Consider the following 25,740-nt stretch of genomic DNA (forward strand, 5'->3'; position numbering starts at 1 on the left):
TGTTCATTTGATCCCCCTTTCAATGGGCTTTCGAAGCCTGGCTGCCAGTCCGTGGCGCCTCGTTTCGCTTCGATGAACACCTTATAACTCAGGCCCTTGGTAAGTTGCAGCGCTCAAAACTCAGCGCTCCCATGTGGGAAATGCATAGGCGATCGATTTCGGCAGGAGGCGCCGCGAAATCCGTTGGCATTGGTCTTGAAGCGGCAGCCCAACAGGCCAGTTGGCGTTCGCTCGGCTGGCGCTGGTTCCGGCCGGCGACGATCGACGCAGCCGTCGGAGGGCAGATCGTCAGCCTGTTTTCCGACTTTTACGACCTCCGTCAAACGCTCGCCTTCGCCAGGAACGAACCGTCGAGGCTCCGTGTCGTTATGAGGGACCTTCGGCAGGAGTTGCTGCAGCGCGCAGAAGAAATCATCGCGTTGGCAACTACTCTCCCTGCTGGATGCTCAGCGGATAGCGTTTCGGATGATGGATCGAAGTGGAAACGTTGATCGGGCGGTTGGCGGCATTGAATGCGATCTGATCGAGCGTCAGCACCGCCGTATTCGGCTCGAGTTTCAGCAGTTCTTCTTCCTCTGCGTCGGGACAACGCGCGCTGATCGTCGTCTGGCCGCGCACCGGGCGTTGATCGTAGCGCTCGCGCAGTTCCGCATAGAGCGAGCGGTTGCCGCTTGACCAGTCGAGATCGAGCAGGCCCGGACAGATCGCCGGCTGCAGCCAGTCGTACTGAATGACCACCGGAACGCCGTCGAGCGTTCTCAACCGCTTGAGCAAAACCACCTCGGCGGAAGCCGGCAGATAGAGCGCCCGCGTGACTTCGGGAGGTGCGGCGTAGATCTTTGCTTCCAGCGTACGACTTCCGGGCATCATGCCCTTGGCGATCGCATTGGCCGTGAAACTTGTCAGCAGATGGAGCTCGAAGCCCTCGTGGCGCTCGGTGACGTAGAAGCCCTTGCCGGGCTGGCTTTGCAAGTGACCCTCCTGCACCAATTCGACCAGCGCCTGACGCACCGTAATACGGCTGACATCATAGGCCGCTACCAGTTCGCGCTCGGAGGGCAGCTTCGCGTTCGGTGCGATCACGCCGTCCTGAACAAGGTCAAGTATGGCCTGCTTCACCTGCCTGTAGAGAGGCTGGTGGTCGCCGCGGTCCAGCGCCTTGAGGCGCACCCGTTCCATGAGCGCCTCGTCAACAGTCGTCCTACCTGCGGCCATCGTTCCCCACCAGATTGTGATGTTGCTACTGCTGCACCAAACGCGGTTCAAATGCAATGCGCTGTCTTGACATGTCTGGATATAACCAGTTAGCTCTGACCCAAGTTGAACGTTTGAGGTGACAGATGAAGCTCACACTAATCGGCGGCGGCGGCGTCAGAGCGCCCCTATTTGTGGCCTCGGCTCTCAGGCGCGCAGAGCGTACCGGCTTGACCGAGATTTGCCTGCATGACGTCGACCAGACAAAGCTCGAGATATTCGGCGGCCTGGCGCGCGAAATCGCCATGCGGATGCAGTCGCCAGTGAAAATCTCCGCAACGACGGAAGCCGAACGGGCCCTGGAAGGCGCACGTTATGTGGTCACGACCGTTCGGCCCGGTGGCGAAGACGGTCGAGTGAAGGACGAGCGCATCGCACTTTCGCATGGCGTGCTCGGCCAAGAGACGACCGGGCCTGGCGGCTTTGCGATGGCGTTGCGCTCCATTCCCGTCATCACCGACTATGCGCGCCTGCTCAAGCGTGTGAGCCCGGATGCCTGGCTTTTCAACTTCACCAATCCGGCCGGGCTTGTGGCGCAGGCGCTTTCGGATGCCGGTTTCGATCGCGTGGTCGGCATCTGTGACGGCGCGAACGCCGCCCAGGAAGCTGTCGCCCAGAAACTCGGCGTTTCCGTCCGCGACGTCCAGACCGAAGTGTTCGGTCTCAACCACCTTTCCTACACGCGCGCGGCTCACGTTGGTGGAACCGAAGTGCTGCAGGGCCTTCTCGACGATGACGCCTTCCTGGCGGAGACGGCGCAGCGCATCTTCGATCCGGCGATCATCCGCCGTCACCGGCTGTGGCTGAACGAGTATCTCTATTATTTCTACTATGCGGAAAAGGCTCTCGGCGACATCCAGTCCGACGCCCGTACGCGTGGTGAGGAGGTTCGTGACCTCAACCGCGCACTCATCGACCAGCTTTCCACGATCGGTGTGGAGCGGGATCCGGAGGCGGCGCTTTCGGCGTATTTTGCCTACGAGCAGCGCCGCGAGGCGACCTACATGCACTATGCTAGGCCCGAGGCGCCCAGCATGGAAGACGCCGACAAGGCGATCCGTGCCGTGACATCCCACGCCGCTGACGGCGTCGGCGAAGGTTACGCCGGCGTCGCGCTCAACATCATCGACGCCATGGAAACAGGTGCCGAGTGCCATATCGGCCTCAATGTCCGCAACGGCGGAGCCATCGACGGGTTGCGCTCGGATGACGTTGTCGAAGTCAGTTGCATCGTCGACAGGAACGGCATCCAGCCGAAGAAGATCGGCGCGATGCCGGACGGTCCGGCCCAACTCGTTCACAATATCAAGCGCTACGAACGGCTTGCGGTGAAAGCGATCGCCGAGCGTCGCAAGGACCTCGCCGTCGAGGCACTGGTCGCCCATCCGCTCGTCCTTTCCTATTCGAGGGCGGAGCCGCTGGTCGACGAGTACATCGCCGCGCACAGCGCGTTTGCCGGAGACTGGCGCTAATGCTCCTCAAGCGGGAACGGGCATCTCCCTACGACGTCGTCCTGGCGGGAGAGTATTATTTCGACCTGATCTTTTCGGGTCTTGGCGAAATCCCGAGGCTCGGAGCGGATGTGTGGTCGGAGGGTTTCGATGCGGTGCCTGGCGCGAACTTCACCACCGCCCGCGCGCTCACGCTGCTCAACACAAGTGTCGCCTGGTGGTGCGAGACGGGCAACGACCTCTTCAGCACATTGATGATCTCGGCCGCCGAAAAGGAAGGGATGGATACGTCTCTGTTCCAGCGGCGTCTGGAAAACCGCATCCGCGTCAGCGCCGCTTTTTCGATGGCGGCAGATCGCGGCTTCATCAGCCGCTTCGACGGCCCCGAAACCCTGCCTTCGCCCGAGGTACTGGAACGCCTAAGCCCGCGGATCCTGCTCGTCCAGGGACTGACCTGCCGCAACGAACTGCCCGCACTCTTTGCGTTCGCCCGTTCGCACGGCATCTATTGCTGCTTCGATTGTCAGCATGTGGATGAAGGCCTGGAACAGGCCAATCTCCCCGAGATCCTCGAAAACACCGACTGCTTCCTGCTCAACGAAACGGAAGCAGCAAGGCTGGCAGGCCAGGACGACCTCGATGCACTTGCCACGATTGGCCGGTTTACGCCCCTCACAGTCTTGAAGCGTGGCGCGAAAGGCGCAGCCCTCCTTGAGCGCGACGCAGGCGTACTCGAACGCCCCGCGCCCAAAGTCGACGTCGTGGACACGACTGGGGCCGGCGACAGCTTCAATGCCGGGTTCATCTACGGTCTTCTTCAGGGATGGCCGCTCGAAAAGGTTCTCGACGCCGCGGTCCAATGCGGATCGGCGGCAGTCACCGCCCATGGCGGCAAGGCTCTGCCGGTGGAAGACGAACTCCTCCGCCGGCTGCAGGACGCAGGCAAGTAAGACGACACCCTCAATCGCAAAACGGGAGATATGCAGTGAAACGTCGTGAATTTCTTGCGGGAGCCGCCGCCGCGGCCGCCCTCACAGTCGCCCCCCGGCTGGTCTTCGCCAATGACGGCACCGTGGAAGTCATCGTCGGCAGCGACCAGAACCTGGCCGATTTCTGGTCCAACGTCGTGGTTCCGGCACTGCAGCAGGAGCTGCCGGATCTTGCCGTCAACGTCACCGTGTCCGACGGCAACTCGGGAATGATGGCGCTCGCCGACCGGGCCCTCGCTGCGCTGAAGACCAACAGCGATCCGCAGGTCGACGTAATGGAGGCCTTCAACCCCCGCAATACTATCGGCGGTATCGAGGCCGGCCTGTGGCTGGATTTCTCTAAGGCCGGCCTTTCGAACTACGAAAAGCTGAGCAAACTCGCGGTCGATACGCCGTTCGGCCTGCCCTATCGCGGCTCGCAGGTCGTGCTCGCCTACGATTCCAACAAGGTCTCGACCCCGCCAAAAACCTGGGAAGAACTGACCGCATGGATCAAGGCAAATCCCGGCCAGTTCATCTACAATCGCCCCGACAAGGGCGGATCGGGCGGCAACTTCGTGCGCCGTGCCATCCATGAAGCAAACGGCCGCGATCCGTCGCTCTTCACCACCGCGAACTTCTCGAAGGAACAGGCCGACAAGATGCTTCCGGCCGCTTGGGAGATATTGAAGGACCTGGCACCCTCGCTTTATCAGCAGGGTGCCTATACGGCCGGCAACACCCCTTCGCTGCAGCTCCTGATGTCCGGCGTCGTGTCGATGATCCCGACCTGGTCGGACCAGGCGCTTTCCGGCCTGAAATCGGGCGAGTTGCCGCCGCATATCAAGCTTGCGCAGTTGCAAGATCTCGCCTTCGTCGGCGGCTTTGCCTATTGCACCATCCCGAGCAATGCCACCCACAAGGAGGCCGCGGCCAAACTCGCCAATGTGCTGATCTCGTCTGCGGTGCAGGAGCAGATCGTCGATCAGGTCGCAGGCTTCCCGTCGATCGAGTGGAGCTACCTGTCAGACGATATCCGCACGGCCAATGCTGACATCATCCCATCATCGATTCCGGCGTTCCCGGATGGTGAGTGGGAAGCTGCCGTCAATGACGGCTGGTATCGCAACGTCGCGCCGAACGTCGCGCGCAACTAACCGCGGAGCGCCGGCTTTGGGACGCGAAAGCGCATTTGCTAGAAACCTGCGAGGCCTGATCCTGATCGGGCCTCCCCTCGTGGTCATGGCCTGCCTGCTGCTCTACCCCGCCGGCGTTTCCATCGTGCGAACCTTCCAGGAGACGGGTGCGGACGGTTCCGTCTCCTGGACGATCGCCCGCTACCACCGCTTCTTCACCGATCCCTACAGCGTCGCCAACTATCTGCGTACGGTCTGGACTACGTCCGTGACGCTTGCGCTGCTGGTGGTCGTCTGCCTGCCGATCGCGATCTATCTCCACTTCACCCGCAGCCGTCTTGCCGCGGTGGTGCAGGCGCTGGCGCTGTTCCCGATGTTCGTACCGGGCATCATCGTTGCTTATGCGCTGATCCGCTACATTGGCCCCAACGGCCTCATGCAGACCTTGCTGGAAACCTTTGGCCTCACCTTCTACAAGTCACCCTATCTCACCCCTTGGGGGCCGGTGATCGGTCTCGTCTGGGACCACATGCCGCTTACCCTTCTCATCCTGACCGCCGGCATGGCCAAGGTCTCGCAGGAGGCGATCGAAGCGGCACGTGACGTGGGTGCGGGTTACATCACCATATTCTGGCGGATCATCCTGCCGCTCATTTCGGATTCGCTGCTGGTCGTCGTCGCGCTCAACGTCATCAGCCTGTTCGGTTCCTTCGTCATCCCCTACATGCTCGGACCGGCTTCGCCGGAGATGATGGGCCCCTACATGCTCAGAACCTTCGCGGAAGTGCGCGAGCCCGACTTCGCAGCCGCGCAGGCCGTTGTGACGTTCCTCACCTGCTCGGTCTTCGGCATCCTCTATGTCGTCATGCTGACGAAAAGACAGGACATGTGAGATGCGTGCCAGCTCGATTTTTGGAACTCTCATCCTCGTCGTCCTCATCGCCTATGTGGTGATGCCGATCGCGACGGTCTTTCTCTGGGCCTTTGCCGAGCAATGGTACTATCCGGCGCTGCTGCCGACGGACTGGGGCCTGCGGTACTGGCACACGACGCTTGCCAGGGCAGACGTGCTTTCGGCGCTGCGGTTGTCGCTGGCGCTGTCCGTCACGGTCACGCTGTTGTCGGCGGTGATCTGCCTGCCGGCAGCCTACGCGTTCGCTCGCATGGAATTTGTCGGGCGCCGTACCTTCATGATGTCGTTTCTCGCCATCAATGCCTTCCCGCGCTTCGGTCTGATCGTGATGATCGCCACGCTTTTCCTCAGCTTGCGACTGGTCGGCACCTTCTGGGGTATCGTCCTGGTGCAGCTGCTCAACACCATGCTGATCATGATCTGGCTTCCTTCGGCTGCCTTCCGGGGCGTCGATCGACGGCTGGAGGAAGCGGCACGCGATGTCGGTGCCGGACCGATCCGGACCTTCATCCGCATCACCATTCCGCAGGCGGCGCCCGCGATCGGTGCAGCCATGCTGCTGACCTTCGTGTCCACCTTCTATGAGACGGAGGGCGCATGGCTCGTCGGCGCGCCGAAGCTGCGCACAATGCCGATGGTCATGCTGCAGATGATCACGGGCCAGATCGTCGTCCAGTACGGCGCGGTGTTGTCGGTCCTTCTATGGGTGCCCTCATTTATCGCTCTGCTCTTTGCACGCCGGGTTCTCGCGTCCAATCAGTTCGCGAAAGGGTTCGGAGCATGAGCAAGTTGAAGTTTTCGCGTTCGGGGTGGCGTTGACATGGCAAAGTTGGAATTGAAGGGCATCGAGAAACGTTTCGGCGACATGACCGCGCTGAGCGACATTTCCCTGGACATCGCATCGGGCGAACTCGTCTGCCTGCTCGGCCCATCCGGCTCCGGAAAGTCGACGTTGCTGCGTATCATGGGCGGGTTTGAAAGGCCGACAGCAGGACAAGTCCTGATCGACGGTGTCGATGTTACCGCCGCCGCACCTGAACACCGGCCGACCGCCATGGTCTTCCAGAGCCATGCGCTGTGGTCGCACATGAATGTCTACGACAACATTGCCTTCGGCCTGAAGCTGAGGAAACTCAGCCGCAGCGAGATCGATCGGAAGGTCGAGGCGGCACTGGATCTCGTCGGCCTTGGCGGCTTCGCCAAGCGCAGCCCTTTGCGCCTCTCCGGGGGGCAGCAGCAACGAGTGGCGATCGCGCGCTGCATCGTGCTCGAGCCGAAGATCCTTTTGATGGACGAGCCCTTCGCCAGTCTCGACCAGCATCTGCGCGAGCGTCTCCGCGAGGAAGTCCGCAACATCCAGCGCGAACTTGGCATCACCACCGTTTTCGTCACGCACGGGCAGGACGAGGCGCTTGCCATCGCGGACCGCATCGTCGTCATGTCGGTGGGCAAGATCAACCAGGTGGGCGGTCCCTCCGAGATCTACGCACGACCTCACGACAAATTCGTCGCCGGCTTCATCGGCGCGATGAACATGATCGAGGGCACGATCAGCAACGGGGCGATCAACGCCGCGGGCATGAACCTTGGCATCGCCCTGCCCGATGGCGCAGCAACGCTCGCGGTCAGGCCCGAGAAGCTGCAGATCCATTTCGACAAAGCCGAGTCCAGAGCGCCAGCGACCATTACCCGCATCGTCCATTTCGGCGCCTATCGCACCGTCGAGGCGACGACCGACGGACAGAACCGGCTGAAGGTTCACATGGATACCGAAACGCCGCTTGAGCTTGGCCAGGCGGTATTCCTCGGCATAGGTCACTATTGCGTCTTCAAGGACGGGCATGAGGCCGTCCGGTCCGCCAGTCCTTCGCCATGATCCGACAGCCCGCATTCAAGTGGCATCGACTGCGCCGCCGCCGTTCCGACGTCGCCTTCGATCGTGACAACGCAGTCGCCGGTGCGATTGCCGGTGCTTCGATGGAGGTTGATCTTCGCGCCCTGGCCGATGACGACTTCCTCTGCCTGCATGACGCGACACTTGAGCGCGAGACTGACGGTGCCGGTCCGGTTGCCGGCACGACGACCGCAGTGGCCGCCACACTCTCGATACGCAGGAACGACGGCAGTCTCGCCGCTCGGCGCCCGATGCTCTTCAGCGAACTGACGGCGACCATGCGCACCGCATCCCCCGGTTCAGGCGCGCTTATGCAACTCGACTTCAAGGACGAGGTCGAAGCTTTGTCGCAGCGACACTTCGAGCGTTTCCGCACCTGCCTTGCCGACTGCGCCGATCGCTTCATTCTGACCGGAGGTAACGCGGCCGGTTTGCGCCGGCTCGCCGCCGGCCTTCCGGATCTGAAACTCGGTTACGATCCCTGCACCGACGACACCCTGCCGGCACTGAGGCAGTCGAATGCGTTCGAAAGCTTTGCGTTCGAGGCAATCGCCGCCGCCCCGCGCGCAGCATATGTCTATCTCGAATACCCGATCGTGCTCGCGGGCCTGGACGCGGGCGTGAACCTCGTGGCTATTTTCCAGGCGGCAGGCATGAAGGTCGACGCCTACACGCTGAACAGTGACCATCCAGATGTCGAGGACACCCTGCTGCGGCTTGCGGCAGCAGGGACGGATCAGATTACGACGGACGAGCCGGAAGTGCTGGAAGCGCTCATCTCGACCGTTATCCGGCAAAGAGGCTGACGAGCCAGGGGTGGAGCGACGGGACGCTGGCAAGGACCGCGCCATTTCCGTTCTGCTCGTTACCATGAAAATCGGTAACGACGCCGCCGCATTCCCGGACCATCAGAGCGGAAGCGAGATAGTCGAGGATATCGAGGCCGTCTTCGAAGCAGGCGTGATGGCGGCCGGCGGCGACATAGGCGACGGCGAGCGCTGCCGATCCCAGCCTGCGGGTGACGGCCGCCGTTTCGATCACTTTGGTGAGTGCGCCCTGGTAGCGGTCAACCGCAACGCTTCGCACCTGGCCGGGAATGGGCAGTCCCAAGCCGATCACCGAACGTTCCGGTGCCACGGTCACCAGCGGCGGCAAACGTTTGCCGTTGAGATAAGCCCCCCTTCCCTTCTCGGCCACGAACAACTCGTCGCGGACGGGGTCGTAGACGACACCGGACACGATGCTGTCGGCCTCCACATAGGAGACGACCTGGGCAAAGAACGGGATGCGGAAGGCGAAATTGGATGTCCCGTCGATAGGATCAATCACGAAGCGCCCGATACCAGATCCCTTCCGTTCGCTCGTGCCTTCTTCTCCGGAGATCCCGGCATCTGAAAAACGCGCGGCGAGCACGGCTGCGATCGTCCGTTCTGTTTCGACATCCGCTGTGAGCTGATAGTCGCGCGGTGCCTTTTCGATCATCTCCAGCGGATCCTCCGCCGTGAAGTAGCGCATCGCCACCTTGCCGCCGGCAAGCGCCGCTTCGATCATGACCGAGGTTCTCTCAGAGGGGACGAATTGCATGGCTCTCAGCCTTTCCGGAAAACTGGTCATAATAGGTCAATACCAGCAATTAGGAATTACGCAAAGCCTATTGTCGAACGCTTGGGAGAGGTCAGCTCGATCGCCCATGTTGGTTCCGGTCATGATACCGGGAAACAGGACGGCATGCGGACGGGAGATTGTCCGCATGCCGTTCCCAGCCAAGATGACCGGCGCAAGCTTTGCAGGGACTGGCCGGCCCCTTGCCCGGACTGCTATTTGCTCGAACCCGCTTTGGGCAGGGCCGCCCATTCTGCGAGAAACGCATCGCGACTGCGCGCCGCCTCTTCCTCGTCAATCCTGAAGATCTTGATCGAGGCGAGTTCGGGAAGCTTGACGTAGTCGGAAACCTGGATGTCGGTCCGGCTCGGCCGACGAAACGCCACCTTCAGGAGTTCGATCTGTGCCTCCCTGGACAGCAGCGCATCGATCGCTTTCCTGGCCGCCTCGCCCGCCGGGGCGCCCTTGATCAGCGCTGCGTATTCCGGTGTCGTGAATGTGCCGGAGGACGGATAGACGATGCTTATTTCCGTCTGTCCGCCGTCGACATAGCTGTAGCTGTTCGTTTCGAACGTTATGCCGGCCGCATATTCGCCCATGGCCACGCCCTTCGGCACGGCCGAAGACGAACTGCTGACGACGAGATTGCCGACCAGGGCCTTGTAGGTCGGCCCGTCGAGCAGCTTCGACAGGCCCCATACAATCGTGTAGCCGGTCGAGCTGTTTGCCGGATCGGGAAGAATGATCCGCCCCTTCCAGGCCGGATCGGCCAAATCCTTCCAGTCGGCCGGTGCTGTCGTCCCGTTCAACTGGTCGGCGTTGACCATCAGCGTCACCACATGGACGTTGGCCGGCTGGAAATAGTCGTCAGCAACCCGCAACTCCTTTGGCACGGCTTCCAGCTCCGGCGAGGAATAGGGTTCCAGCACCTCTTTGAATGCGCCCATCGTGTTCGCCGACGAGGACCAGAACACATCACCCTGCGGGGCCGCCTTTTCCGCCTCGACGCGGCGCAACAGCACGCCGCTGCCCCCGGTAATGATGCCGGTCGAGAGGCCGGCCTTTTCCTGGATGACAGCCTGCACGGCCTCGACAGCCGGGATCGGATTGGTGGTGTAGATCACTGGGTCTGCCGCGTTCGCGCCGGTTGCCGCAAGGCAGGCGACAAGCATCGACGGTGCAAATCTTATTGTCATGACAGTTCCTCTCTCTTGGTCAGGTTTAGAGCCGGCGCGTCCCTCACGCGACCGGCATTGGCTTGGCCTCACTTGGAGGCGAACAGGTCGACCTTGAAGACGGTCGTGGCGACCACGACCGGCACCAGGATTACGGCGACCAGGACCAGGCCGTAGGCCGACGCGTATGCCATCAGCCCGGAGTCGATGAGCCGGAAAATCTGGATCGGCAGCGTCTCGCGCCCCCCGGAATAGACCAGCAGTGAAGCCGAGAGTTCCGACACCGTCGTCGTCCAGGTCAGGATTGCGGCGGAGGCGACGGCGGGAAGCATCATCGGCAGCACGACGCGCAGGAAGGTCCGCAGCGGCGGCGACCCAAGGCTGATCGACGCTTCCTCGATCGAGTTCGGAATGTTGTGCAGGATCGCCTGGCCGTTGCGCATGCCGAAAGGCATTCGGCGAATAACGTAGGCAAGAACGATGATCGTCGACGTTCCCGTCAGCGCAACGAACCCATTATTGAACGAAGCGAGAAGGCCGACGCCGAGAACCGTGCCTGAAAGCGCAAGCGGTATCGCCGACACATAGTCGATGACCGGCGTCATCAGGTCCGGTTTCTTGACGACGAGGTAGCTGACAAGCGTGCTGAAAACGACGGAGATGACGGTTGCGACTCCGGCGTAAAGGATCGAGTTGACGAGTGGTCCAGGGGCGGTGATGAAAACGCGCGCCATATTGTCGAGTGTCCACTCACCCCAGCGCAAGACCGGCCCGCGCGAGGCGGTGAAGGCGCCGACAGCGATCGTGACGAGCGGCAGCAGGGAAACGGCGACAACGATGCCGGCCGACATACTGACGAGGATGCCATGCCTGCCCCGAAGCGGTTGCGGCTTGGCTCCCCGGCCCTGCACGATTTCGTGGCGCCCTTTGGCGATGATCCGGCGATTGAGGAACAGGACCGCCATCACGATCAGCACGGAGGTGCTGGCCAGTGTACTTTGCATCGTGAGGTTCGTGGCGCCCTCTGCCACGGCCGCCTGGTAGATCGCAACCGAAAGCAGGGGCACATTGTGGCCGAGGATGGTGGAGATCGCGAAATTGCCGACAACCATGGTGAAGACCAGCAGCGCCGAGGCGAGAATTGCCGGCCGGATGACCGGCAGCATCACATGGATCCGCGACCGGACCGGCGCCGTTCCAAGACTCTGGGCGGCCTCTTCCAGCTGCGCATCGAATTTGCCGATCGCCGCCACCGTGCCGATATAGACATATGTGTAGTAGATGAAGCTCATCGAGGTGATGAGACCGAACCAGCCGTAAAAGCTCGGCAGGAGAATGCCGTAACCTTTGAGGAACCGGGTGATGACGCCGTTGTTGCCGAGGATCATCAGCCACGTCTGTGCCGTCACCACCTCCGGAATAACAAGGGTAATCAGAGGCAGAAGCGTGATCAGCAGCTTGCCGCGAAAGCGGTAACGCGCCGAGACATAGGCAAGAGGCACACCGATCAATGTTGAGAACAGCGTTACGGTACAGGCGAGCAGCAATGTGTTGCCGATGGCAGCGAGACTGCGTCCGTCTTCGAGGAGCAGGCGCCAGCCGGAGCGGCCTTCGCCCAGAAAACTCGCGGTGAAGACATAGAGCAGCGGATAAAGGACGAAGACCCCGAGAAGGCCAAGTGCCAGGGCGGAAAGCCAGGGCCAGGGAGAGCGAAATGCCGAACCGTTCATGACCGGATCACCCTTGCGGCCGCCGAATCGAAGCCCAGATGAACGCTGGTGCCCGGTTGGAATGCATCATGCCCGGCGCCGTGCATTTCCGCGTTGAGGACAAGTCCACCGGCACATTCGACGCTATAGCTCGTTCGCGAACCGAGATACTGCCGGCCACGAACGACGGCCGGCAATGACTGCAGTCCGGAAACGGGCGTGGCCGAGATCCTGAGGTCTTCGGGCCGCAGGACCAGGAGGCCCCGTTGGGCCGGTCCGTCCAGTGAGTCCGTTGCGATCAGACGGCCACCGGCGATATCGACCTCGACACGCCCCGGTGCCGCAGCGCGAACCTGCACTTCGGTCCGGTTTGCCGCGCCGACGAAATCCGCCACATAGCCGGTGCGCGGTGTCGCATAGATTTCTTGCGGCGTTCCGAGCTGTTCGACCTTGCCTCTGTTCATGACTCCGATCAGGTCGGACATGGAGAGGGCTTCTTCCTGATCGTGCGTGACAAACACCGTGGTGATGTTGGCCTCGCGCTGCAGTTCGATGATGGTCTCGCGGATCTGGACCCTGAGCTTGGCATCGAGATTGGAGAGCGGTTCGTCCATCAGCAGCACCTGGGGCTTGATGACGAGCGCGCGGGCAAGCGCCACGCGCTGGCGCTGACCGCCAGAAAGCGCGGCAGGATGCCGGGTGAGAACATGACCGAGGCCGACGCGCTCAAGCGCAGTCATGATCTTTTGTTCAACGCTTTCGCCCTTCTCACCGCGAGCGCGAAGGCCGTAGGCGACGTTCTCGGCCACCGTCTTGTCCGGGAAGAGCGCATAGTCCTGAAAGACCATGCCGATCGCCCGCTTGTGCGGTGGCAGCTCGGTGACATCGCGCCCGCCGAAGCGGATCTGGCCGCCGCTCGCCGGCGCAAAGCCCGCGATGGTACGCAAGAGCGCGGTCTTGCCGCAGCCGGAGGGGCCAAGGAGCGTAAAGAAGCAGCCTTCCGGAATATCCAATGAAAGCCCGGATATGACGGTCTCGGCTCCATACCGGACCGAGAGATTGGAAATTGCTATACCCATGAGTTCCCCTTTGTGTATTCACGCGCTCGTCAGGCCTGCGGGTGGACCAAAAGGTCCACGCCGGATCTGAGATCTGCGACGAGTTCGAGCGCTTGCCCGTGAATCCGCGCATCACCCGCCCCTAACAGCTGCCCCGAGCTTTCGAGCGTCAGTGGTTCACCCGCCCAGTCTGTGACGATGCCGCCCGCGCCTTCGACGATCGGCCGAAAGGGTGCGAAATCGAAAACCTTCTGGCCGCCGTCGAGCGCAAGATCGGTCCGCCCGTCGGCGAGCAGCCCGTAGTTCAGGCTCGCCCCTCCATAGACGCGGGCACTGGTGGCCAAACGCAGCCGATCGAGAGCAGGGCGCTCATGCACGGCAAGATAGTCCTGGTTGCTGTTTGTCATGATCGCCTGGGCGAGCGTCGAGCAAGGCCGCACGCGGACTGGCGCGCCGTTACGCGTCGTCCGCCGGCCATCGGCGCCGATCCAGCGGGAGTCGATCGCCGGGATGTCGATGATGCCGAGGCGCGGAATACCGCCTACGGCCAGCGCTATCAGGGTGCCATAGACCGGCATGCCCGCGATGAAGGCCGTGGTACCGTCGATCGGGTCGAGTACCCAGACGTGCTCGCTGCCCGGGCGGACCCAATCCCGCTCCTCGCCAATGATGCCATGCGATGGGTAGCGTGCGGAAATCATGCTGCGGAGGCGATCCTCGATGAGCATGTCCATCACCGTTACCAAGCTACGGTCGGGCTTTACCGAGACATCGACGCGGACCGCATCGTGCTCTCTGAGCACGGTACGTGCGCAATCCGCCAGTTCGGCGGCGAAAGCCACATGCTCCTCTGCGATGGGGGGGACGCGGGTCATTCCTGCTTTGACACTTTCCCGGTTCTTTGCAGCCGACATCGTTCCCGCGAGGACCTGCGAGTTCGTGCGCCGGACCGTGCTTCCGACCGATTGAAGGGTTTGCTTCAGCCATTTCTGGCGTTTCTTCATCTACCTACATGCGAACAACGCGTGTGGCAATATGTGTTTTTAGTGGCAATATGTGTTTTTATGCGGCAAGCGACATGGCGCTTGTGGCAATGCGAGGCATGACGTATCAAAGTCACGCCAATGGAGATGGGACGATGTGGCAAGAAGAGCGTCAGCAAAAAATTCGTTCGCTGCTTGCCGCGTACGGCCAAGTGTCGATCGATCGCATCGTCGAGGACTTCGGCGTATCGCGCGAAACGATCCGCCGTGACTTCATGGAAATGGAACTGGCCGGGGAACTGCGAAGGGTGCGAGGCGGGGCGGTGCCGGCCGCACGCGAGGACACGACCTTCGACGTGCGCATCACCCAGCGTCTCCAGGAGAAGCGCGCAATCTGTGCGGCAGCGCTGAGATTCCTCGAAAGCGGCTTGACGATCTTCATGGATGCGGGGTCGACGAGCTCAACCATGGCCGAGGCATTGGCCGGGCCGACAGGGCTCAGCAATCTCACCATCCTCACCAACTCCATCGACGTGGCCAGCCAGCTGACGGAGCGGTCGGGTGAGCTTTCGCGTGGCACGCGCGTTATCCTGCTCGCCGGCAACGTGAAGCAGGATCCGATGGAAACCTATGGCGAAGCGACGATCAACGACATCCAGCGCTATCGCGCGGACGTCGCGCTGCTCGCTCCCTGGGGTGTCGATGCCACGATGGGAGCGATGAACTACTTTCTGCATGGGGCAGAAATTGCACGCGCAATGGTCCGCAATGCCGGCCGGACGATCATCCTTGCCGATCATTCAAAGATCGGGGTGGTCAGCCGTTCGGTCTTCTGCGAGACGGCGGAGATGGCGCACCTCATCACCGATGCGAAAGCGCGGCAAAAGCCGGGCTTCGAGGCTCTCCTGGCTGCCGTGCCCGGCCTCGTCGTGGCAGGCGAATAGGCCACTTCGAGATCTTGGCGAAAGACACCGGACCTCTCCGAGAATGGCTATAGGAACCGTCCCGGCAGGACGGGACGACGCATGCCAAGCGTAATCGCTACGGCCAGAAGCGTCACCACACCCAGCACGAAGAATGCGTCAGAGTAACTGAGGACGAATGCCTCACGCTGAAGGCTGCGTCCGATCACGGCCGTTGCCTGCACCAACGCATCCTGTGCGCTTGCTCCCTGCAAGCGAAACCCTTTGGCAAGGGTCTGCAGGCGCTGGTCTACCTCCGTGCCTCCGCTCTGCACATGCAGTCCCAGAAGGTTCGAATGAAGCTGCTCCCGGATGCGCACGAGGGTCGTGACGATCGCCATGCCGATGGCGCCGCCAAGCGTGCGGACGATGTGGACAAGCGAGGCGATCCAGGGAATCTCCTGAAACGTGATGTCCTCGGTGATCACGACCATCGTCGGGATTGCAATCAGCGGCGCGCCGATCGCTTGCAACAAGACCGCCGCGAGAAAGTCGTCCGCGATCCAGACATTCGTGACATTGACGGCGGAGAAGATACTGGCGGCCGTCAGCAAGCCCCCGACGACCAGAAGGTTCCTGGGGTCGATCCGATAGCAAAGCCACGCAACGAAGGGCGCAAGCAGGAACTGCGGTGCGATCGTCGCCAGAAAAAGCGGCCCGCTTTCCAGCGCGCGATAGCCCTGAACCCGCATCAGATACTGCGGAATGACGAAGGCAGAGCTCGTGATCGCGATCCGGCTCACGAACATGACGGCGAGGCCCAAGCCGACGTTGCGGCGCAGGAGCAGCTTCGGGCCGACGACTGGGTCCGGATGCAGCAGGGCGTGAACGAGGAAGGCTCCGAGCAGGAAAACGCCGGCGGCAAGAAGCCCGACGATCAGTCCTGAGTTCAACCAGTCCAGCCGGTTCCCCTGGTCGAGCGCCGCCACTAGGGCAGCAAGGCCGAGAGAGAGCGAAAGCAATCCAAACCCGTCGATCCGGCGAAAGCGCATGTATTTTACCGGATCCCTGACGAGGCCGTAGGCGGCCGCCATGACCGTTGCCGCACCCGGAAGCGCACTCAGCCAAAAGAGAAACTGCCAGGAGAGATGGTCGAGGATCCAGGCCTCCAGCGAGACCGAGAGGCTGGGGGTCGCCACAGATACCAGAGCGTAGAGCGACAGTCCGTAAAGACGCTGATTTTGCGGCAGGTGCCGCATGATGACGGCATAGGCCATCGGGATCAGGATCCCGGCGCTCAAGCCCCGGAGAGCCTGGATCGACAGCAGGAAAAAAAGATCGGGGCTGAACGGCGCGACGAGCGAGAACAGAGTGAACAGCGCCGCACCGATCATCACGCCCCGTGCAGGCGACAGGATCCCGCGCAGCCAGACGGCAGCGGGAATAGCCGCCACCTCGGCGACGACATAGGCGGTCGTGATCCACGACGCCTCGTCGAAACCAAGACCGAGCGCGCCCCTGATATCGGCAAGGCCGATTTCGGTCATGCGGGAGTTGAGGATGGAGGTGAAAGTACCAAGCAGAACCGCGGCGATCGCGACTGCCGTTGTCAGACTTGGCAAGCTCGATCGGCTCTGCCTTGCGAACACGAGGTTGATCATGGCCACGTCCCCCGTCAGTGATCGGCGGCGTCAGCCGTCCGGTCCGTGTGGATCGTCGAAAGGACGGACATGCCCGGCCGCAGCAGAGCCTTCAGCCCGTCGGGAATGTCGGTAAGCTCGATCCTGACGGCGATGCGTTGGGCAACCTTGGTAAAGTTGCCGGTGGCATTGTCCGGTGGCAGCAAGGCAAACTCCGACCCGCTTGCCGGCGAGATTTGCTCGACGCGGCCACGAAGGGTTTCGCCGGGAAACATGTCGACCGCGACAGAGACGGATTGTCCGACGCGAACTTTTCCGAGTTGCGTTTCCTTGTAATTTGCGACGACATAGACATTCGGCAGGGGGACGACGGAGATGACGCGCGTGCCCGGCGATACGTACTGACCGGTGCGAACGCTGCTTGAATTGACGACGCCATCCGACGGAGCGACGATCCTGGTGTGACCGAGCTCGATTTCGGCAAGCGCCAGTTCGGCCTTGCGGCTCCCCAGGTCTGCTTCCGCCTGTTCGCGCTGCGTGCCAAGAACGTTCACCTGCTCCCGGGTTGCAGCGGCGTCAGCGCGCTTTTCGTTCAGTTGCGCTTCGAAGCGCCTGATCGCAGCAAGTGCCTCCTCAAGCCGTTGATTGGTCGACCAACCGTCGCGCGTCAGCGCCGCTTGCCGGGCGTGTTCGGCCTCCGCGCGATCACGGTCCGCGGTGATCGCCGAAATGCCGGCGTCCGCCTGCGCGATCAGGCGCTGCTGCAATAGAAGCCGGCTGTCGACGTTGCGGATAGCGGCCTCAGCAGCGGCCACCGCCGCCGAGGCGCGGATCACCCTTGCCTGATATTCCGATGGGTCGATCTCGGCCAGGATGTCCCCTGCACGCACATGCTGGTAGTCGTGCACGGCAACTCTGCGAACGGTGCCCGCAATTTGCGCGCTGATTGGAGCGATATCCGCGCGCAGATAGGCGTTGTCGGTCGACTGGTTGGTGAAGCCCGCGACCCATTGTCCCCAGCCAAGTGGAACGACGACGGCCAGGCCGATGCCGCCGACGATGACCGCTGTTCGCGCCAGCGCGAGATAGCTTCTGAGACGGATTTTTCGGGTGACGGAGGGAGGCGCCTTCGTGTCGCCATCTGCGCCGCGTGCCGTCAGTTCGCGCGGGTTCTTGGGGGATAAGTCTGTAACGATCGCGTTCATTGTCGTCGTCTCTTTTTGCCGTGAAGGCAGGATCAAGATTTCGACAATATGGCGCGTGAAGCTCAATGAATGAAATGATTGCTAATCACTTGATGCATGAACATGGCTCATGGAAATCAAGGAACGATCTGGTGCCGGTGCGAAGCATAGCTCCGTGAACTTTCGATGAGCTCGTGGCGCAGCCAACGCACGGACGGGTGCGCGCCCATGGTTCGGTGGGAAAGCATGGAAACCTCGAGCGGCGGCGTCTCGTACGGCGGCTCGCGCCAGACAAGGTCGAGAGCCCTCGCCGCCCGCTCGGCGAGACGCAAGGGCGTGAAAGCGATCATGTCGGTCGGCGCCACAAGCGAAGGCACGACGAGAATATGCGAAACGGTGGTGCCGACCCTCCGCGTCAACCCTTGCGCATCGAGCAAACCTTCGATGTGGCGGGGATTGCTGGTGATATGCGCCCGCTCCAGGCCACCCTCATCGATCGTTCCGCCGCCATGCACCTCGGAGCGATCGGAAATCAGAATGTCGACATGCGGAAACATCGACAGTTCCCGCAGACCAAAGTCACCGGTGGCCGCAGGATGGTCCTTCCGCATCAGCCAGACGCTGCGATCGGAAAAGAACGGCTCCCTGACGAACCGGGTGGGCGTCTTGCCGAAGACCCCGATTGCCACATGGATGGAACCGCGATCGAGCTCCTCCGCGATGTTCATTTCGCTGAGCGACCGCACGCGGCAGCGGGCGTTCGGCGCGCGGGCGCGCAAACGCGCCATGAAGTCGGCGATCGTCGTGGCGGTAATATAGTCCGACGTCGCAACCGAGAACTCCATGTCGGAGGTGGCCGGATCAAACACCGGCTCGCAGATCGCGGCTTCTATCTGCCGCAAGGCCGGCTTGAACGACTGGGACAGTTCCATGGCCCGCGGCGTGGGATGCATCCCGTCCGGCCCACGAATGAAGAGCTCGTCGCCGATAACCTCACGCAATCGTGCAAGGGCGTGACTGATCGCCGACTGCGTCACGTGCAGTCGGTCCGCCGCCTTGGTAACACCGCGCTCGTCGAGCACGGCGTTGAAGATCCGGATCAGGTTCAGATCGAGATTATGAATATCGCGCATGCTGTGGATGCCGCCCTTTCAATTGATCGCGGCCGACTTGTTCCCCATATGCGGCGCGGCCCAGCATATCCTGCAAGCGGGCCGGAAAGCCAACGTTCCGAGAAGGCACAAATGAACGACAACAGATGCTATTCGGCAAACCCTTTCGCCACCCCTGACCTACGCGATCGGCTGACCGCGGACGGACTTGCATATCTCTTCGCTTTGATGCCCGTTTTCCTGCTGCTCTGCTAGGCAGGGTCTGCGCGGCGGTTCTGGAGTTCCGCGGCTATAGAATTTGGACTAGGGGAAAATTCCTATGCTCCCAGTCTCCTGATGCGGCAAACCGAGAGCACGACATGGACGAGACGTCTCGACAACGACGGTTTTCACAACAACAACGCCGCGGCACAGCTTGGCGCTTGAGCGAAGCTCAATCTAGAGCCTCTCCGTTGCGATCACCGTTGACCAGGCGAGATGTCAACCGACCGTCATCCGACGGAGCACATTTGTCTTCCAATAGAATTGGTGAGCCAACGCGCCGAGAACGCGGGCTGCGAGCACGACCCACAGCACGATCTTCAGGGCCTCGGCATGAAGATCACCCGCGACCTCATAGCCGAAATAATAGGCTGCAATGCCGGTCAACGGTATTGCGATCAAAAGAAGGTACAGGGCCCCCGCGGCGATCTTGGCTGCGCGCGTGAAAGCAGGTGGTTCCTCCGGCGGGGCAACCGGAACGCCCTGAACCGATCGAAGGAGAAGACGGAGCACGACAAGAAGCAATATCGCCAAGCCAACATAGGCGTGAATGTTGGCACTCGCCACCTGGTCTGCTGTCGCAGCCCCGGTTCGTTTCATGCTCCGGTTCCACGCATTCATGCCATCGGGAAACAGCAGGTTGAAGAAGACAAGCGCCGCGGTGAGCCAATGCAGCACTCGCTGCGGGGCCGAGAATGAAGAGGGGTTGGGCGCTGCCAAGGGTCTCTGCCTTCTATCTTGAGTCGTGTGCGCTCGGCATCTTGTCGTGACCGGCGAGGCATGCGGGTATCGCGCTTCACGACCGATGGGAAACCGTTACGCCACCTGTGCTGTCTAATGCCTGTCATCGGCTTGCCGCGGTGCCAGAGCCAACAGCGCATCAAACGTCCCTGAACTAAGCCTCAAGCCGGTATTGGCACAGTGTTGGATCGCGTTTCATGCCGCGTTGACCACTTCCGGCGGTTTCCTCGGCGGATACTGGAATCTCTCCGAAGCTTTATTTCGCATTTGCTTATACACTCAACAGAAGTTGTGCGGGCCGCGTTGTAGGCTCATACCTCCCCTCACCGATACTGCCTCAGCGGGGAAGATTTTGTCTTAATTCCGCCATCAAGAAGGCCGATTCATGCCGCTTTCAGGATACGACGTCCGTGGTGGTTGTGGGTGGTTGTGTTTCTTGTGAGCGTAAACACAACGGCAGATTAAGGCTTCATATCGGCCGCCGAGGTCGAAACCTGCGGCGTGCGCCGGCTCTGGAGCCTACCGTGGCGAGAGACGGCGATGATCGACAAATTAGGCGATCCGTTTCTGAACGACGTTGCCCTGGGGCTGCTGATATTCATGGGCCTGATGCTCTTCTATGGCATCATCGCGATCCACGATATTCCCTACAAGATTTCAAAGAAGCGTGACCATCCGCACCAAGATGCAATTCATGCTGCGGGTTGGGTCAGCTTGTTCACGTTGCATGCTCTTTGGCCGTTCCTCTGGATCTGGGCGATGTCATACCGTCCGGAGCGCGGCTGGGGCTTTTCTCAGGCAAAAGCCGAAACCGAGGAGCCTGAGCTGCTGAAAGAACTGCAGCTCTTGCGCGCCCGACTGGCGCAATTGGACACACAGGTAGGAGAGCTACAATCTCGGGCGTTGAAGGATCCGGCAGCCAACAGCGAGCCAGTGAAAGCCGGCGACGCTGCTCCGACAGAACTCAATCGCCCAACCACCGTCGAGTCGGGGGCCGCCTGATGGAACTCCTGCTCATCCTCCTCTATGTCGCGATCTGCATCGCAATCTTCAAGATATTCAGGATTCCAGTGAACGAGTGGAGCCTTTCCACGGCGGCGCTTGGAGGATTGGTCGGCCTATCGGCACTGTTGCTGACGATGAACTACAACCACCCGTTCAGCATGAACGCTCGCATCTACTACTCGGTTACTCCCATCCTTCCGGCGGTTTCCGGCCGAGTGGTGGACGTGCCGGTCGTGCCCAACGCACCGTTGAAACAAGGCGATGTTCTGTTCAAGATTGACCCGGCGCCGTACAAATATCGCGTCGACGAGAAGAATGCGCAGCTTGCGGACGYGGAGCAGACCGTAAAGGAGTTGAAGGCTGCACTTGACGAGGCCAAGGCACAAACTGAACGTGCGAAATCTCAGTTTCAGCTGGCCCAATCGAACTACGATAGACAAAACGCCTTGCAGAGCAAAGGTGTGGCTTCTGAAGCCACCCTGGAAACCGCCAAGCGCGATTTGGATAGCTCGAACCAAACTTTCGTCGCGGCACAGGCGGTGGAAAACCAGGCCGACCTCGCCTATTCTGCGAATGTGAACGGAACCAATACCGCGGTCGCGCGGCTCACCGCTGAACTTGGCAGCGCCAAATACGACCTCGATCAAACGACCGCTCGGGCGGCAGGTCCCGGGTTTGTTACACAACTTGCCCTTCGACCCGGCATGTATGTCGTTCCTGCCCCGCTAAGACCCGTGATGGTGTTCGTGAACACCGGGAGCGAGGACAACAAACTGACCGCTGCTTTTCAGCAGAACTATCTGCAGCGCGTGACGGTCGGAGACGACGCCGAGGTTGCTTTTGATGCGGTGCCTGGCCGGGTGTTCAGGGCAAAAGTTCAATCGGTGTTGAATGCAATTCCCGCCGGTGAGATCCAACCCAGTGGCTCGCTGATTGATCCGGGCGCTCTTCCAGGTGGCGGAGGCAGAGCCCTGGTCACCATCAATCTGGCAGAGAAGGTATCTGACTACCAAATCCCGCTCGGTTCGACCGCGCTGGTGGCGATATACACGGAACACATGCGCGACCTGTCGCTGTTGAGGAAGATACTTCTTCGCATCAAGAGTTGGCAAAACTACCTCTTCTCCGAAGAACACTTCGAAGGTGGCGGGCACTGAATAAATTGTGAGGTGCTATGGCACAGTCTCACACCACACCGAACGCTCACTCAGCGCTACCGATCATTGATTGGGCGCACGATTACCGGCGTGAATGGCTGTCAGTTGATATGTTCGCCGGGGTCGCGCTTTGGGCGGTCATGGTCCCCGAGGGAATGGCGTATGCCGGCATCGTCGGGGTGCCGCCGATCATGGGGCTTTACACAATCGTTCCGGCGCTTCTTGCCTATGCGCTGCTCGGTAGTTCGCGCCAGCTTGTTGTCGGCCCCGATACCGCTACCGCATTGATCTCCGCGTTGACCGTTGGCGCCATCGCGCATCAGGGCACCGCCGAGTTCAATTCACTCACATCCACCCTGGCGGTTCTCATCGGTGCCTTCTTCCTGATCTTCGGATTGATGCGAATGGGATGGGTCGCGAGCTTTATACCTACTCCTGTCATGCGGGGCTTCATTGAGGGCCTCGTTTATGTAACCATTATCGGCCAGGTCCCCCATCTGCTTGGGATCGACGGCACGTCCGGAAATTTCTTCGACAAGCTTATAAATGTCCTACGCCAACTGAAGGACATCCCGATCGCACCGGCCGTAGCCGGCCTTCTTTCTCTCGCGGGCATGATCCTGCTTCGCCGCCTGGCGCCGCGGATACCGGCGGCCTTGGTTGTCATGGCGGTAGCAACGATCACTATCGGGGCGCTTGGTGGTGAGGCGACGGGTGTGCACGTGGCCGGGCACATCCCGTCCGGACTGCCGAGGCTTACATGGCCGACTGTGGACGGCACGATACTGCTCGAACTGGCTCCCGGGGCGCTCGCCATCGTGCTGGTCGGCTACGCCGAAGCCCTTGGCGCTGCTAAGGCCGCGGCGCTTGAGAGCGGTGGGACCATAGATCCAAATCAGGAATTGGTCGCACATGGGCCGGCCAATATACTGAGCGGTCTTTTCGGCGGTTTTCTAGTGGTGGGCAGCTTGTCTAAGACATCCGTCGCGATTTCGGCGGGCGCCCGCAGTCAAGTCGCCAACCTCATTGCCGCGGCCCTCTGCTTCCTGACGCTAATTTTCCTCACCCCTTTGTTCCGGGATATGCCTCAACCGGCACTCGCCGCGGTGGTGATCGCAGCGATGCTGCACCTTACGAAGCCGAGCTATTTGCGGGACCTCTTCAGTCGAAACCGCTGGTCTTTTGCGAACGCTGCCGTCGTCATCGGCGGTGAACTGATCCTCGGTGTGCCGCAGGGAATTGCGTTGGGGGTCGTGTTGTCACTGCTGACTCTGATTTACCTCGCAAGTCACCCCCACAGCGCCGAGCTCGGCCAACTGCCGGGCGCAGAAGCCTACCGGGACGTGCAACGCCATCCGGAGGCAAAGACGTTTCCTGGTCTGCTGATTTGGCGCGTGGGGGGCGACCTCTTCTTCGCTAGCATTGGGCGCATAGGGACAGCGTTAAGGGCATCTCTCGAAGCTAGCCCGCAGCTGAAACGCGCACTGCTGGATTTCAGCTCGGTCAATTTCATCGACGTCAGTGCGGCGGACGAATTGTTGGCTCTCATCAAGGATCTCCAGGCTACTGGGATCAGTGTTGGTTTCTCGCGTGTGCACGATCCCGTGCGCGATAGCATGCGGCTTGCAGGGATTGAGGCAATCGTCGGTCCCGATAATTTCTTCGAAAGGACAACTGATGGAGTCCAAGCCTGGCAGCGGCGAGAAGTGCCTTCGCCGAGCTATTGACCATCGCTCCACGGGCGCGCCGAAATTGGAACGACCGCACGGAAACAAGACGACCAAATGGGCTTGATATGGAGCCTAACATGGAAATGTCGCAATCCCAGATCGTCAATGGTACACACCTTGCGTCCCCGAGCGAAAAGGCGGCTGCCGGCAAGGCGCTACGCAACAAGGTGCCGCGAAAGGAGCACGGAAAATGGGAGGCCCGGCCCCAGCGGCCGGATCCGATCGACCTGTTGCGCAGGTCGGACTCCGACCGAATGCAGGAGCTCGTGGCGATCCGATACGGCCGGATGCTACAATCGCCTTTTGCCTTCTATCGCGGCGCCGCCGTGGTGATGGCCGACGATCTGGCACAGACACCGAACATTGGCATGAATGTTCAGGCCTGCGGCGATTGCCACCTTCTCAACTTCGGTGGATTTGCAACACCTGAACGCAGCATCATCTTCGACATAAATGATTTCGACGAAACCTTGCCTGCTCCATGGGAATGGGACCTCAAACGTCTCGCGACTTCGGTGGTGCTCGCTGCCCGAGCGAACGGAATGGCCGATCACCGAGGCCGCGATTTTGCCATGGCGTGCGCGCGAAAATATCGCGAACATATGCACCAGTTCTCGGAAATGGCTCCCCTTCGCGTTTGGTATACAGAAACGAAGGCAGACGAATTTCTTAGTTCACTCCCGGACAATTTGCGCAGGAGCATAAGCAGAAAGATCAACAAAGCTTCGGATCAAAGTCGCCCTGAGCTGGATTTGCCTAAACTTGCGGCAACGGACGATAGGGGGACGCATATTATCGACAAACCTCCTTTGATATTTCATCCGTCCGGCAAAAATTACATGGGCTCCGCGAGGTTCGAGCACCTGTTTCAAGCCTACCGAAAGTCACTGTCTGATGACCGCCGAGTCCTTATCGAACGATATCGGCTGGTCGACGCTGCGATAAAAGTCGTCGGTATCGGAAGTGTGGGCAGAAGGTGCTGGATTGCCTTGATGATGTCCGGGGGAAACGATCCGCTTTTCCTCCAGTTTAAAGAAGCAGTGAGCTCGGCCCTCGAGCCTTATGCGGCAAAATGCGCTTACGCTCACCAGGGTCAGCGCGTGGTGGCCGGGCAGCGGTTGATGCAGCCGGTGTCAGACATCTTTCTGGGCTGGACCACGGCCCCCAATGGCCGGCACTTCTATGTACGCCAATTGCACGACGCGAAGATCAAACCGGCGGTAGAGACTTTCGATGCTGAAATGTTGGAAGTGTACGCGCAGGCGTGCGGATGGGCGTTGGCTCGGGCTCACGCCAAGGCCAGCGATTTGTCCGCAATGATCGGCGCGTACCTCGGTTCTTCGAATGACGCATTCGAGACGGCCATTGGACACTTCTCGTTGGCATATGCCGACCAGGCGGAACAGGACTACGCCGCGTTGCGGGCCGCGGTGAAGAAAGGCGCGGTAATTGCTGAAAAGGAGAGCGAGGTTTAGCGCCGGGACATCGTCGTTGCGATAAAGTCGAGGCAGATACGTCGCCGAGCCAATCGTTCTGTGCACCGCAAGTGCCGCTTCGTCGTCCAGAACCACGGCTCGATCGCCAACGCAACAAGTGGCTGAAAGACCGGGGCGCTCGAGCAGAGCGCCCCTCTTCGTTGCTATATGTCTAGTCTGGCGGGCGCGAGCTGTCTCCGCGCTTTTCAGCACGGTGGATAGGATAGTATCCATTGCTACCAAGCGGCACGACTATCTGGAACGGCTTGGAGCTGGCGAGCTCGGGATGGAGGCCAAACAAGAAAGCTCCTCGCCGCTGATGCTGCGGCGCTTTTTGCGGCGTCTAGAACGGCAAAAGCCCCCGGTTTTTTTTGACACGGGGGCTTATTG

Annotated in this window: 22 protein-coding genes; 12 read left to right on the plus strand and 10 right to left on the minus strand. The window is 61.0% G+C overall.

The genetic code is table 11. From position 1 onward, the window contains the following. Positions 1-426 precede the first annotated feature (426 nt). The gene (locus tag AB4Z53_RS34290) at positions 427-1,215 is read right to left on the minus strand and encodes a GntR family transcriptional regulator (RefSeq protein ID WP_441599840.1); all 789 of its coding nucleotides are present in this window, start codon (positions 1,213-1,215) and stop codon (positions 427-429) included. A 125-nt stretch (positions 1,216-1,340) separates the two neighbouring features. Between AB4Z53_RS34290 and AB4Z53_RS34295 the strand changes: the two genes are divergently transcribed. The 7 genes from AB4Z53_RS34295 (at position 1,341) to AB4Z53_RS34325 (ending at position 8,422) form a co-directional block, all read left to right on the plus strand. After that, positions 1,341-2,726 (plus strand): family 4 glycosyl hydrolase, encoded by a 1,386-nt coding sequence (locus AB4Z53_RS34295; RefSeq protein ID WP_441599842.1) that lies wholly within the window; start codon positions 1,341-1,343, stop codon positions 2,724-2,726. Further along, positions 2,726-3,655 carry a carbohydrate kinase family protein gene (locus AB4Z53_RS34300; protein WP_441599844.1) on the plus strand — a complete coding sequence of 310 codons (930 nt, stop codon included), beginning with the start codon at positions 2,726-2,728 and terminating at the stop codon, positions 3,653-3,655. Before AB4Z53_RS34295 ends, AB4Z53_RS34300 begins: the two co-directional genes overlap by 1 nt. 35 nt (positions 3,656-3,690) lie before the next feature. Continuing rightward, positions 3,691-4,830: an extracellular solute-binding protein gene (locus AB4Z53_RS34305; RefSeq protein WP_441599846.1), complete on the plus strand. Its 1,140-nt coding sequence runs from the start codon at positions 3,691-3,693 to the stop codon at positions 4,828-4,830. A gap of 16 nt (positions 4,831-4,846) precedes the next feature. Beyond that, complete coding sequence (locus AB4Z53_RS34310; RefSeq protein ID WP_441599848.1) at positions 4,847-5,701, plus strand: ABC transporter permease; 855 nt, start codon at positions 4,847-4,849, stop codon at positions 5,699-5,701. Between the two features lie 61 nt (positions 5,702-5,762). Continuing rightward, positions 5,763-6,506, plus strand: a complete 744-nt coding sequence (locus AB4Z53_RS34315; RefSeq protein WP_441599875.1) for an ABC transporter permease — start codon at positions 5,763-5,765, stop codon at positions 6,504-6,506. 36 nt (positions 6,507-6,542) lie between these two features. Beyond that, positions 6,543-7,598, plus strand: a complete 1,056-nt coding sequence (locus AB4Z53_RS34320) for an ABC transporter ATP-binding protein (RefSeq protein WP_441599850.1) — start codon at positions 6,543-6,545, stop codon at positions 7,596-7,598. After that, on the plus strand, positions 7,595-8,422 hold the full coding sequence (locus AB4Z53_RS34325; RefSeq protein ID WP_441599852.1) for a glycerophosphodiester phosphodiesterase: 828 nt from the start codon (positions 7,595-7,597) through the stop codon (positions 8,420-8,422). The genes AB4Z53_RS34320 and AB4Z53_RS34325 overlap by 4 nt, the downstream gene beginning before the upstream one ends. On the opposite strand, the gene AB4Z53_RS34330 is transcribed toward AB4Z53_RS34325, so the two are convergent. From AB4Z53_RS34330 to AB4Z53_RS34350, 5 genes are all read right to left on the minus strand, one after another. Next, the gene (locus AB4Z53_RS34330) at positions 8,403-9,200 is read right to left on the minus strand and encodes an inositol monophosphatase family protein (protein ID WP_441599853.1); all 798 of its coding nucleotides are present in this window, start codon (positions 9,198-9,200) and stop codon (positions 8,403-8,405) included. The genes AB4Z53_RS34325 and AB4Z53_RS34330 overlap by 20 nt on opposite strands. A 233-nt stretch (positions 9,201-9,433) precedes the next feature. Continuing rightward, positions 9,434-10,414, minus strand: a complete 981-nt coding sequence (locus AB4Z53_RS34335; RefSeq protein ID WP_441599855.1) for an extracellular solute-binding protein — start codon at positions 10,412-10,414, stop codon at positions 9,434-9,436. Positions 10,415-10,482: 68 nt separating this feature from the next. After that, on the minus strand, positions 10,483-12,123 hold the full coding sequence (locus AB4Z53_RS34340) for an ABC transporter permease (protein ID WP_441599857.1): 1,641 nt from the start codon (positions 12,121-12,123) through the stop codon (positions 10,483-10,485). After that, on the minus strand, positions 12,120-13,181 hold the full coding sequence (locus tag AB4Z53_RS34345) for an ABC transporter ATP-binding protein (protein WP_441599859.1): 1,062 nt from the start codon (positions 13,179-13,181) through the stop codon (positions 12,120-12,122). The genes AB4Z53_RS34340 and AB4Z53_RS34345 overlap by 4 nt, the downstream gene beginning before the upstream one ends. Before the next feature lie 29 nt (positions 13,182-13,210). Next, on the minus strand, positions 13,211-14,164 hold the full coding sequence (locus tag AB4Z53_RS34350; protein ID WP_441599861.1) for an inositol monophosphatase family protein: 954 nt from the start codon (positions 14,162-14,164) through the stop codon (positions 13,211-13,213). Positions 14,165-14,298: 134 nt separating this feature from the next. Between AB4Z53_RS34350 and AB4Z53_RS34355 the strand changes: the two genes are divergently transcribed. Further along, on the plus strand, positions 14,299-15,087 hold the full coding sequence (locus AB4Z53_RS34355) for a DeoR/GlpR family DNA-binding transcription regulator (RefSeq protein ID WP_113541316.1): 789 nt from the start codon (positions 14,299-14,301) through the stop codon (positions 15,085-15,087). 47 nt (positions 15,088-15,134) lie between these two features. On the opposite strand, the gene AB4Z53_RS34360 is transcribed toward AB4Z53_RS34355, so the two are convergent. The 4 genes from AB4Z53_RS34360 to AB4Z53_RS34375 all read right to left on the minus strand — a co-directional run bounded on the left by AB4Z53_RS34360 (position 15,135) and on the right by AB4Z53_RS34375 (position 19,962). Further along, positions 15,135-16,706 carry a DHA2 family efflux MFS transporter permease subunit gene (locus AB4Z53_RS34360; protein WP_113541315.1) on the minus strand — a complete coding sequence of 524 codons (1,572 nt, stop codon included), beginning with the start codon at positions 16,704-16,706 and terminating at the stop codon, positions 15,135-15,137. A 14-nt stretch (positions 16,707-16,720) separates the two neighbouring features. Next, positions 16,721-17,890 (minus strand): HlyD family secretion protein, encoded by a 1,170-nt coding sequence (locus AB4Z53_RS34365; RefSeq protein WP_113541314.1) that lies wholly within the window; start codon positions 17,888-17,890, stop codon positions 16,721-16,723. Between the two features lie 116 nt (positions 17,891-18,006). Beyond that, a complete protein-coding gene (locus AB4Z53_RS34370; protein ID WP_441599864.1) occupies positions 18,007-19,002 on the minus strand; it encodes a LysR family transcriptional regulator in 996 nt (331 codons plus the stop codon). A 459-nt stretch (positions 19,003-19,461) separates the two neighbouring features. Further along, entirely contained in the window at positions 19,462-19,962 is a 501-nt protein-coding gene (locus AB4Z53_RS34375) for a cytochrome b (protein WP_441599865.1), read from the minus strand. Between the two features lie 561 nt (positions 19,963-20,523). Here AB4Z53_RS34375 and AB4Z53_RS34380 point away from each other — a divergent pair. The 4 genes from AB4Z53_RS34380 (at position 20,524) to AB4Z53_RS34395 (ending at position 25,350) form a co-directional block, all read left to right on the plus strand. Beyond that, positions 20,524-20,985, plus strand: coding sequence for a DUF3302 domain-containing protein (locus AB4Z53_RS34380; RefSeq protein ID WP_441599867.1), 462 nt, complete (start codon positions 20,524-20,526; stop codon positions 20,983-20,985). After that, on the plus strand, positions 20,985-22,145 hold the full coding sequence (locus tag AB4Z53_RS34385) for an HlyD family secretion protein (protein ID WP_441599869.1): 1,161 nt from the start codon (positions 20,985-20,987) through the stop codon (positions 22,143-22,145). Before AB4Z53_RS34380 ends, AB4Z53_RS34385 begins: the two co-directional genes overlap by 1 nt. A 17-nt stretch (positions 22,146-22,162) precedes the next feature. Next, on the plus strand, positions 22,163-23,872 hold the full coding sequence (locus tag AB4Z53_RS34390) for a SulP family inorganic anion transporter (protein WP_441599871.1): 1,710 nt from the start codon (positions 22,163-22,165) through the stop codon (positions 23,870-23,872). Between the two features lie 80 nt (positions 23,873-23,952). Next, entirely contained in the window at positions 23,953-25,350 is a 1,398-nt protein-coding gene (locus tag AB4Z53_RS34395) for a DUF2252 domain-containing protein (protein ID WP_441599873.1), read from the plus strand. Positions 25,351-25,740 lie beyond the last annotated feature (390 nt).

Origin of the sequence: Ensifer sp. 2TAB8, from assembly GCF_052115125.1 — a bacterium.
In the GTDB taxonomy this organism is placed as follows: Bacteria; Pseudomonadota; Alphaproteobacteria; order Rhizobiales; family Rhizobiaceae; genus Ensifer.

Coding starts and splice junctions, on each gene's coding strand:
- AB4Z53_RS34380 (WP_441599867.1), top strand. CDS start 20,524: ATGATCGACAAATTAGGCGATCCGTTTCTGAACGACGTTGCCCTGGGG.
- AB4Z53_RS34340 (WP_441599857.1), bottom strand. CDS start 12,123: ATGAACGGTTCGGCATTTCGCTCTCCCTGGCCCTGGCTTTCCGCCCTG.
- AB4Z53_RS34325 (WP_441599852.1), top strand. CDS start 7,595: ATGATCCGACAGCCCGCATTCAAGTGGCATCGACTGCGCCGCCGCCGT.
- AB4Z53_RS34360 (WP_113541315.1), bottom strand. CDS start 16,706: ATGATCAACCTCGTGTTCGCAAGGCAGAGCCGATCGAGCTTGCCAAGT.
- AB4Z53_RS34295 (WP_441599842.1), top strand. CDS start 1,341: ATGAAGCTCACACTAATCGGCGGCGGCGGCGTCAGAGCGCCCCTATTT.
- AB4Z53_RS34365 (WP_113541314.1), bottom strand. CDS start 17,890: ATGAACGCGATCGTTACAGACTTATCCCCCAAGAACCCGCGCGAACTG.
- AB4Z53_RS34320 (WP_441599850.1), top strand. CDS start 6,543: ATGGCAAAGTTGGAATTGAAGGGCATCGAGAAACGTTTCGGCGACATG.
- AB4Z53_RS34315 (WP_441599875.1), top strand. CDS start 5,763: ATGCCGATCGCGACGGTCTTTCTCTGGGCCTTTGCCGAGCAATGGTAC.
- AB4Z53_RS34345 (WP_441599859.1), bottom strand. CDS start 13,181: ATGGGTATAGCAATTTCCAATCTCTCGGTCCGGTATGGAGCCGAGACC.
- AB4Z53_RS34350 (WP_441599861.1), bottom strand. CDS start 14,164: ATGAAGAAACGCCAGAAATGGCTGAAGCAAACCCTTCAATCGGTCGGA.
- AB4Z53_RS34290 (WP_441599840.1), bottom strand. CDS start 1,215: ATGGCCGCAGGTAGGACGACTGTTGACGAGGCGCTCATGGAACGGGTG.
- AB4Z53_RS34300 (WP_441599844.1), top strand. CDS start 2,726: ATGCTCCTCAAGCGGGAACGGGCATCTCCCTACGACGTCGTCCTGGCG.
- AB4Z53_RS34355 (WP_113541316.1), top strand. CDS start 14,299: ATGTGGCAAGAAGAGCGTCAGCAAAAAATTCGTTCGCTGCTTGCCGCG.
- AB4Z53_RS34395 (WP_441599873.1), top strand. CDS start 23,953: ATGGAAATGTCGCAATCCCAGATCGTCAATGGTACACACCTTGCGTCC.
- AB4Z53_RS34335 (WP_441599855.1), bottom strand. CDS start 10,414: ATGACAATAAGATTTGCACCGTCGATGCTTGTCGCCTGCCTTGCGGCA.
- AB4Z53_RS34330 (WP_441599853.1), bottom strand. CDS start 9,200: ATGCAATTCGTCCCCTCTGAGAGAACCTCGGTCATGATCGAAGCGGCG.
- AB4Z53_RS34390 (WP_441599871.1), top strand. CDS start 22,163: ATGGCACAGTCTCACACCACACCGAACGCTCACTCAGCGCTACCGATC.
- AB4Z53_RS34370 (WP_441599864.1), bottom strand. CDS start 19,002: ATGCGCGATATTCATAATCTCGATCTGAACCTGATCCGGATCTTCAAC.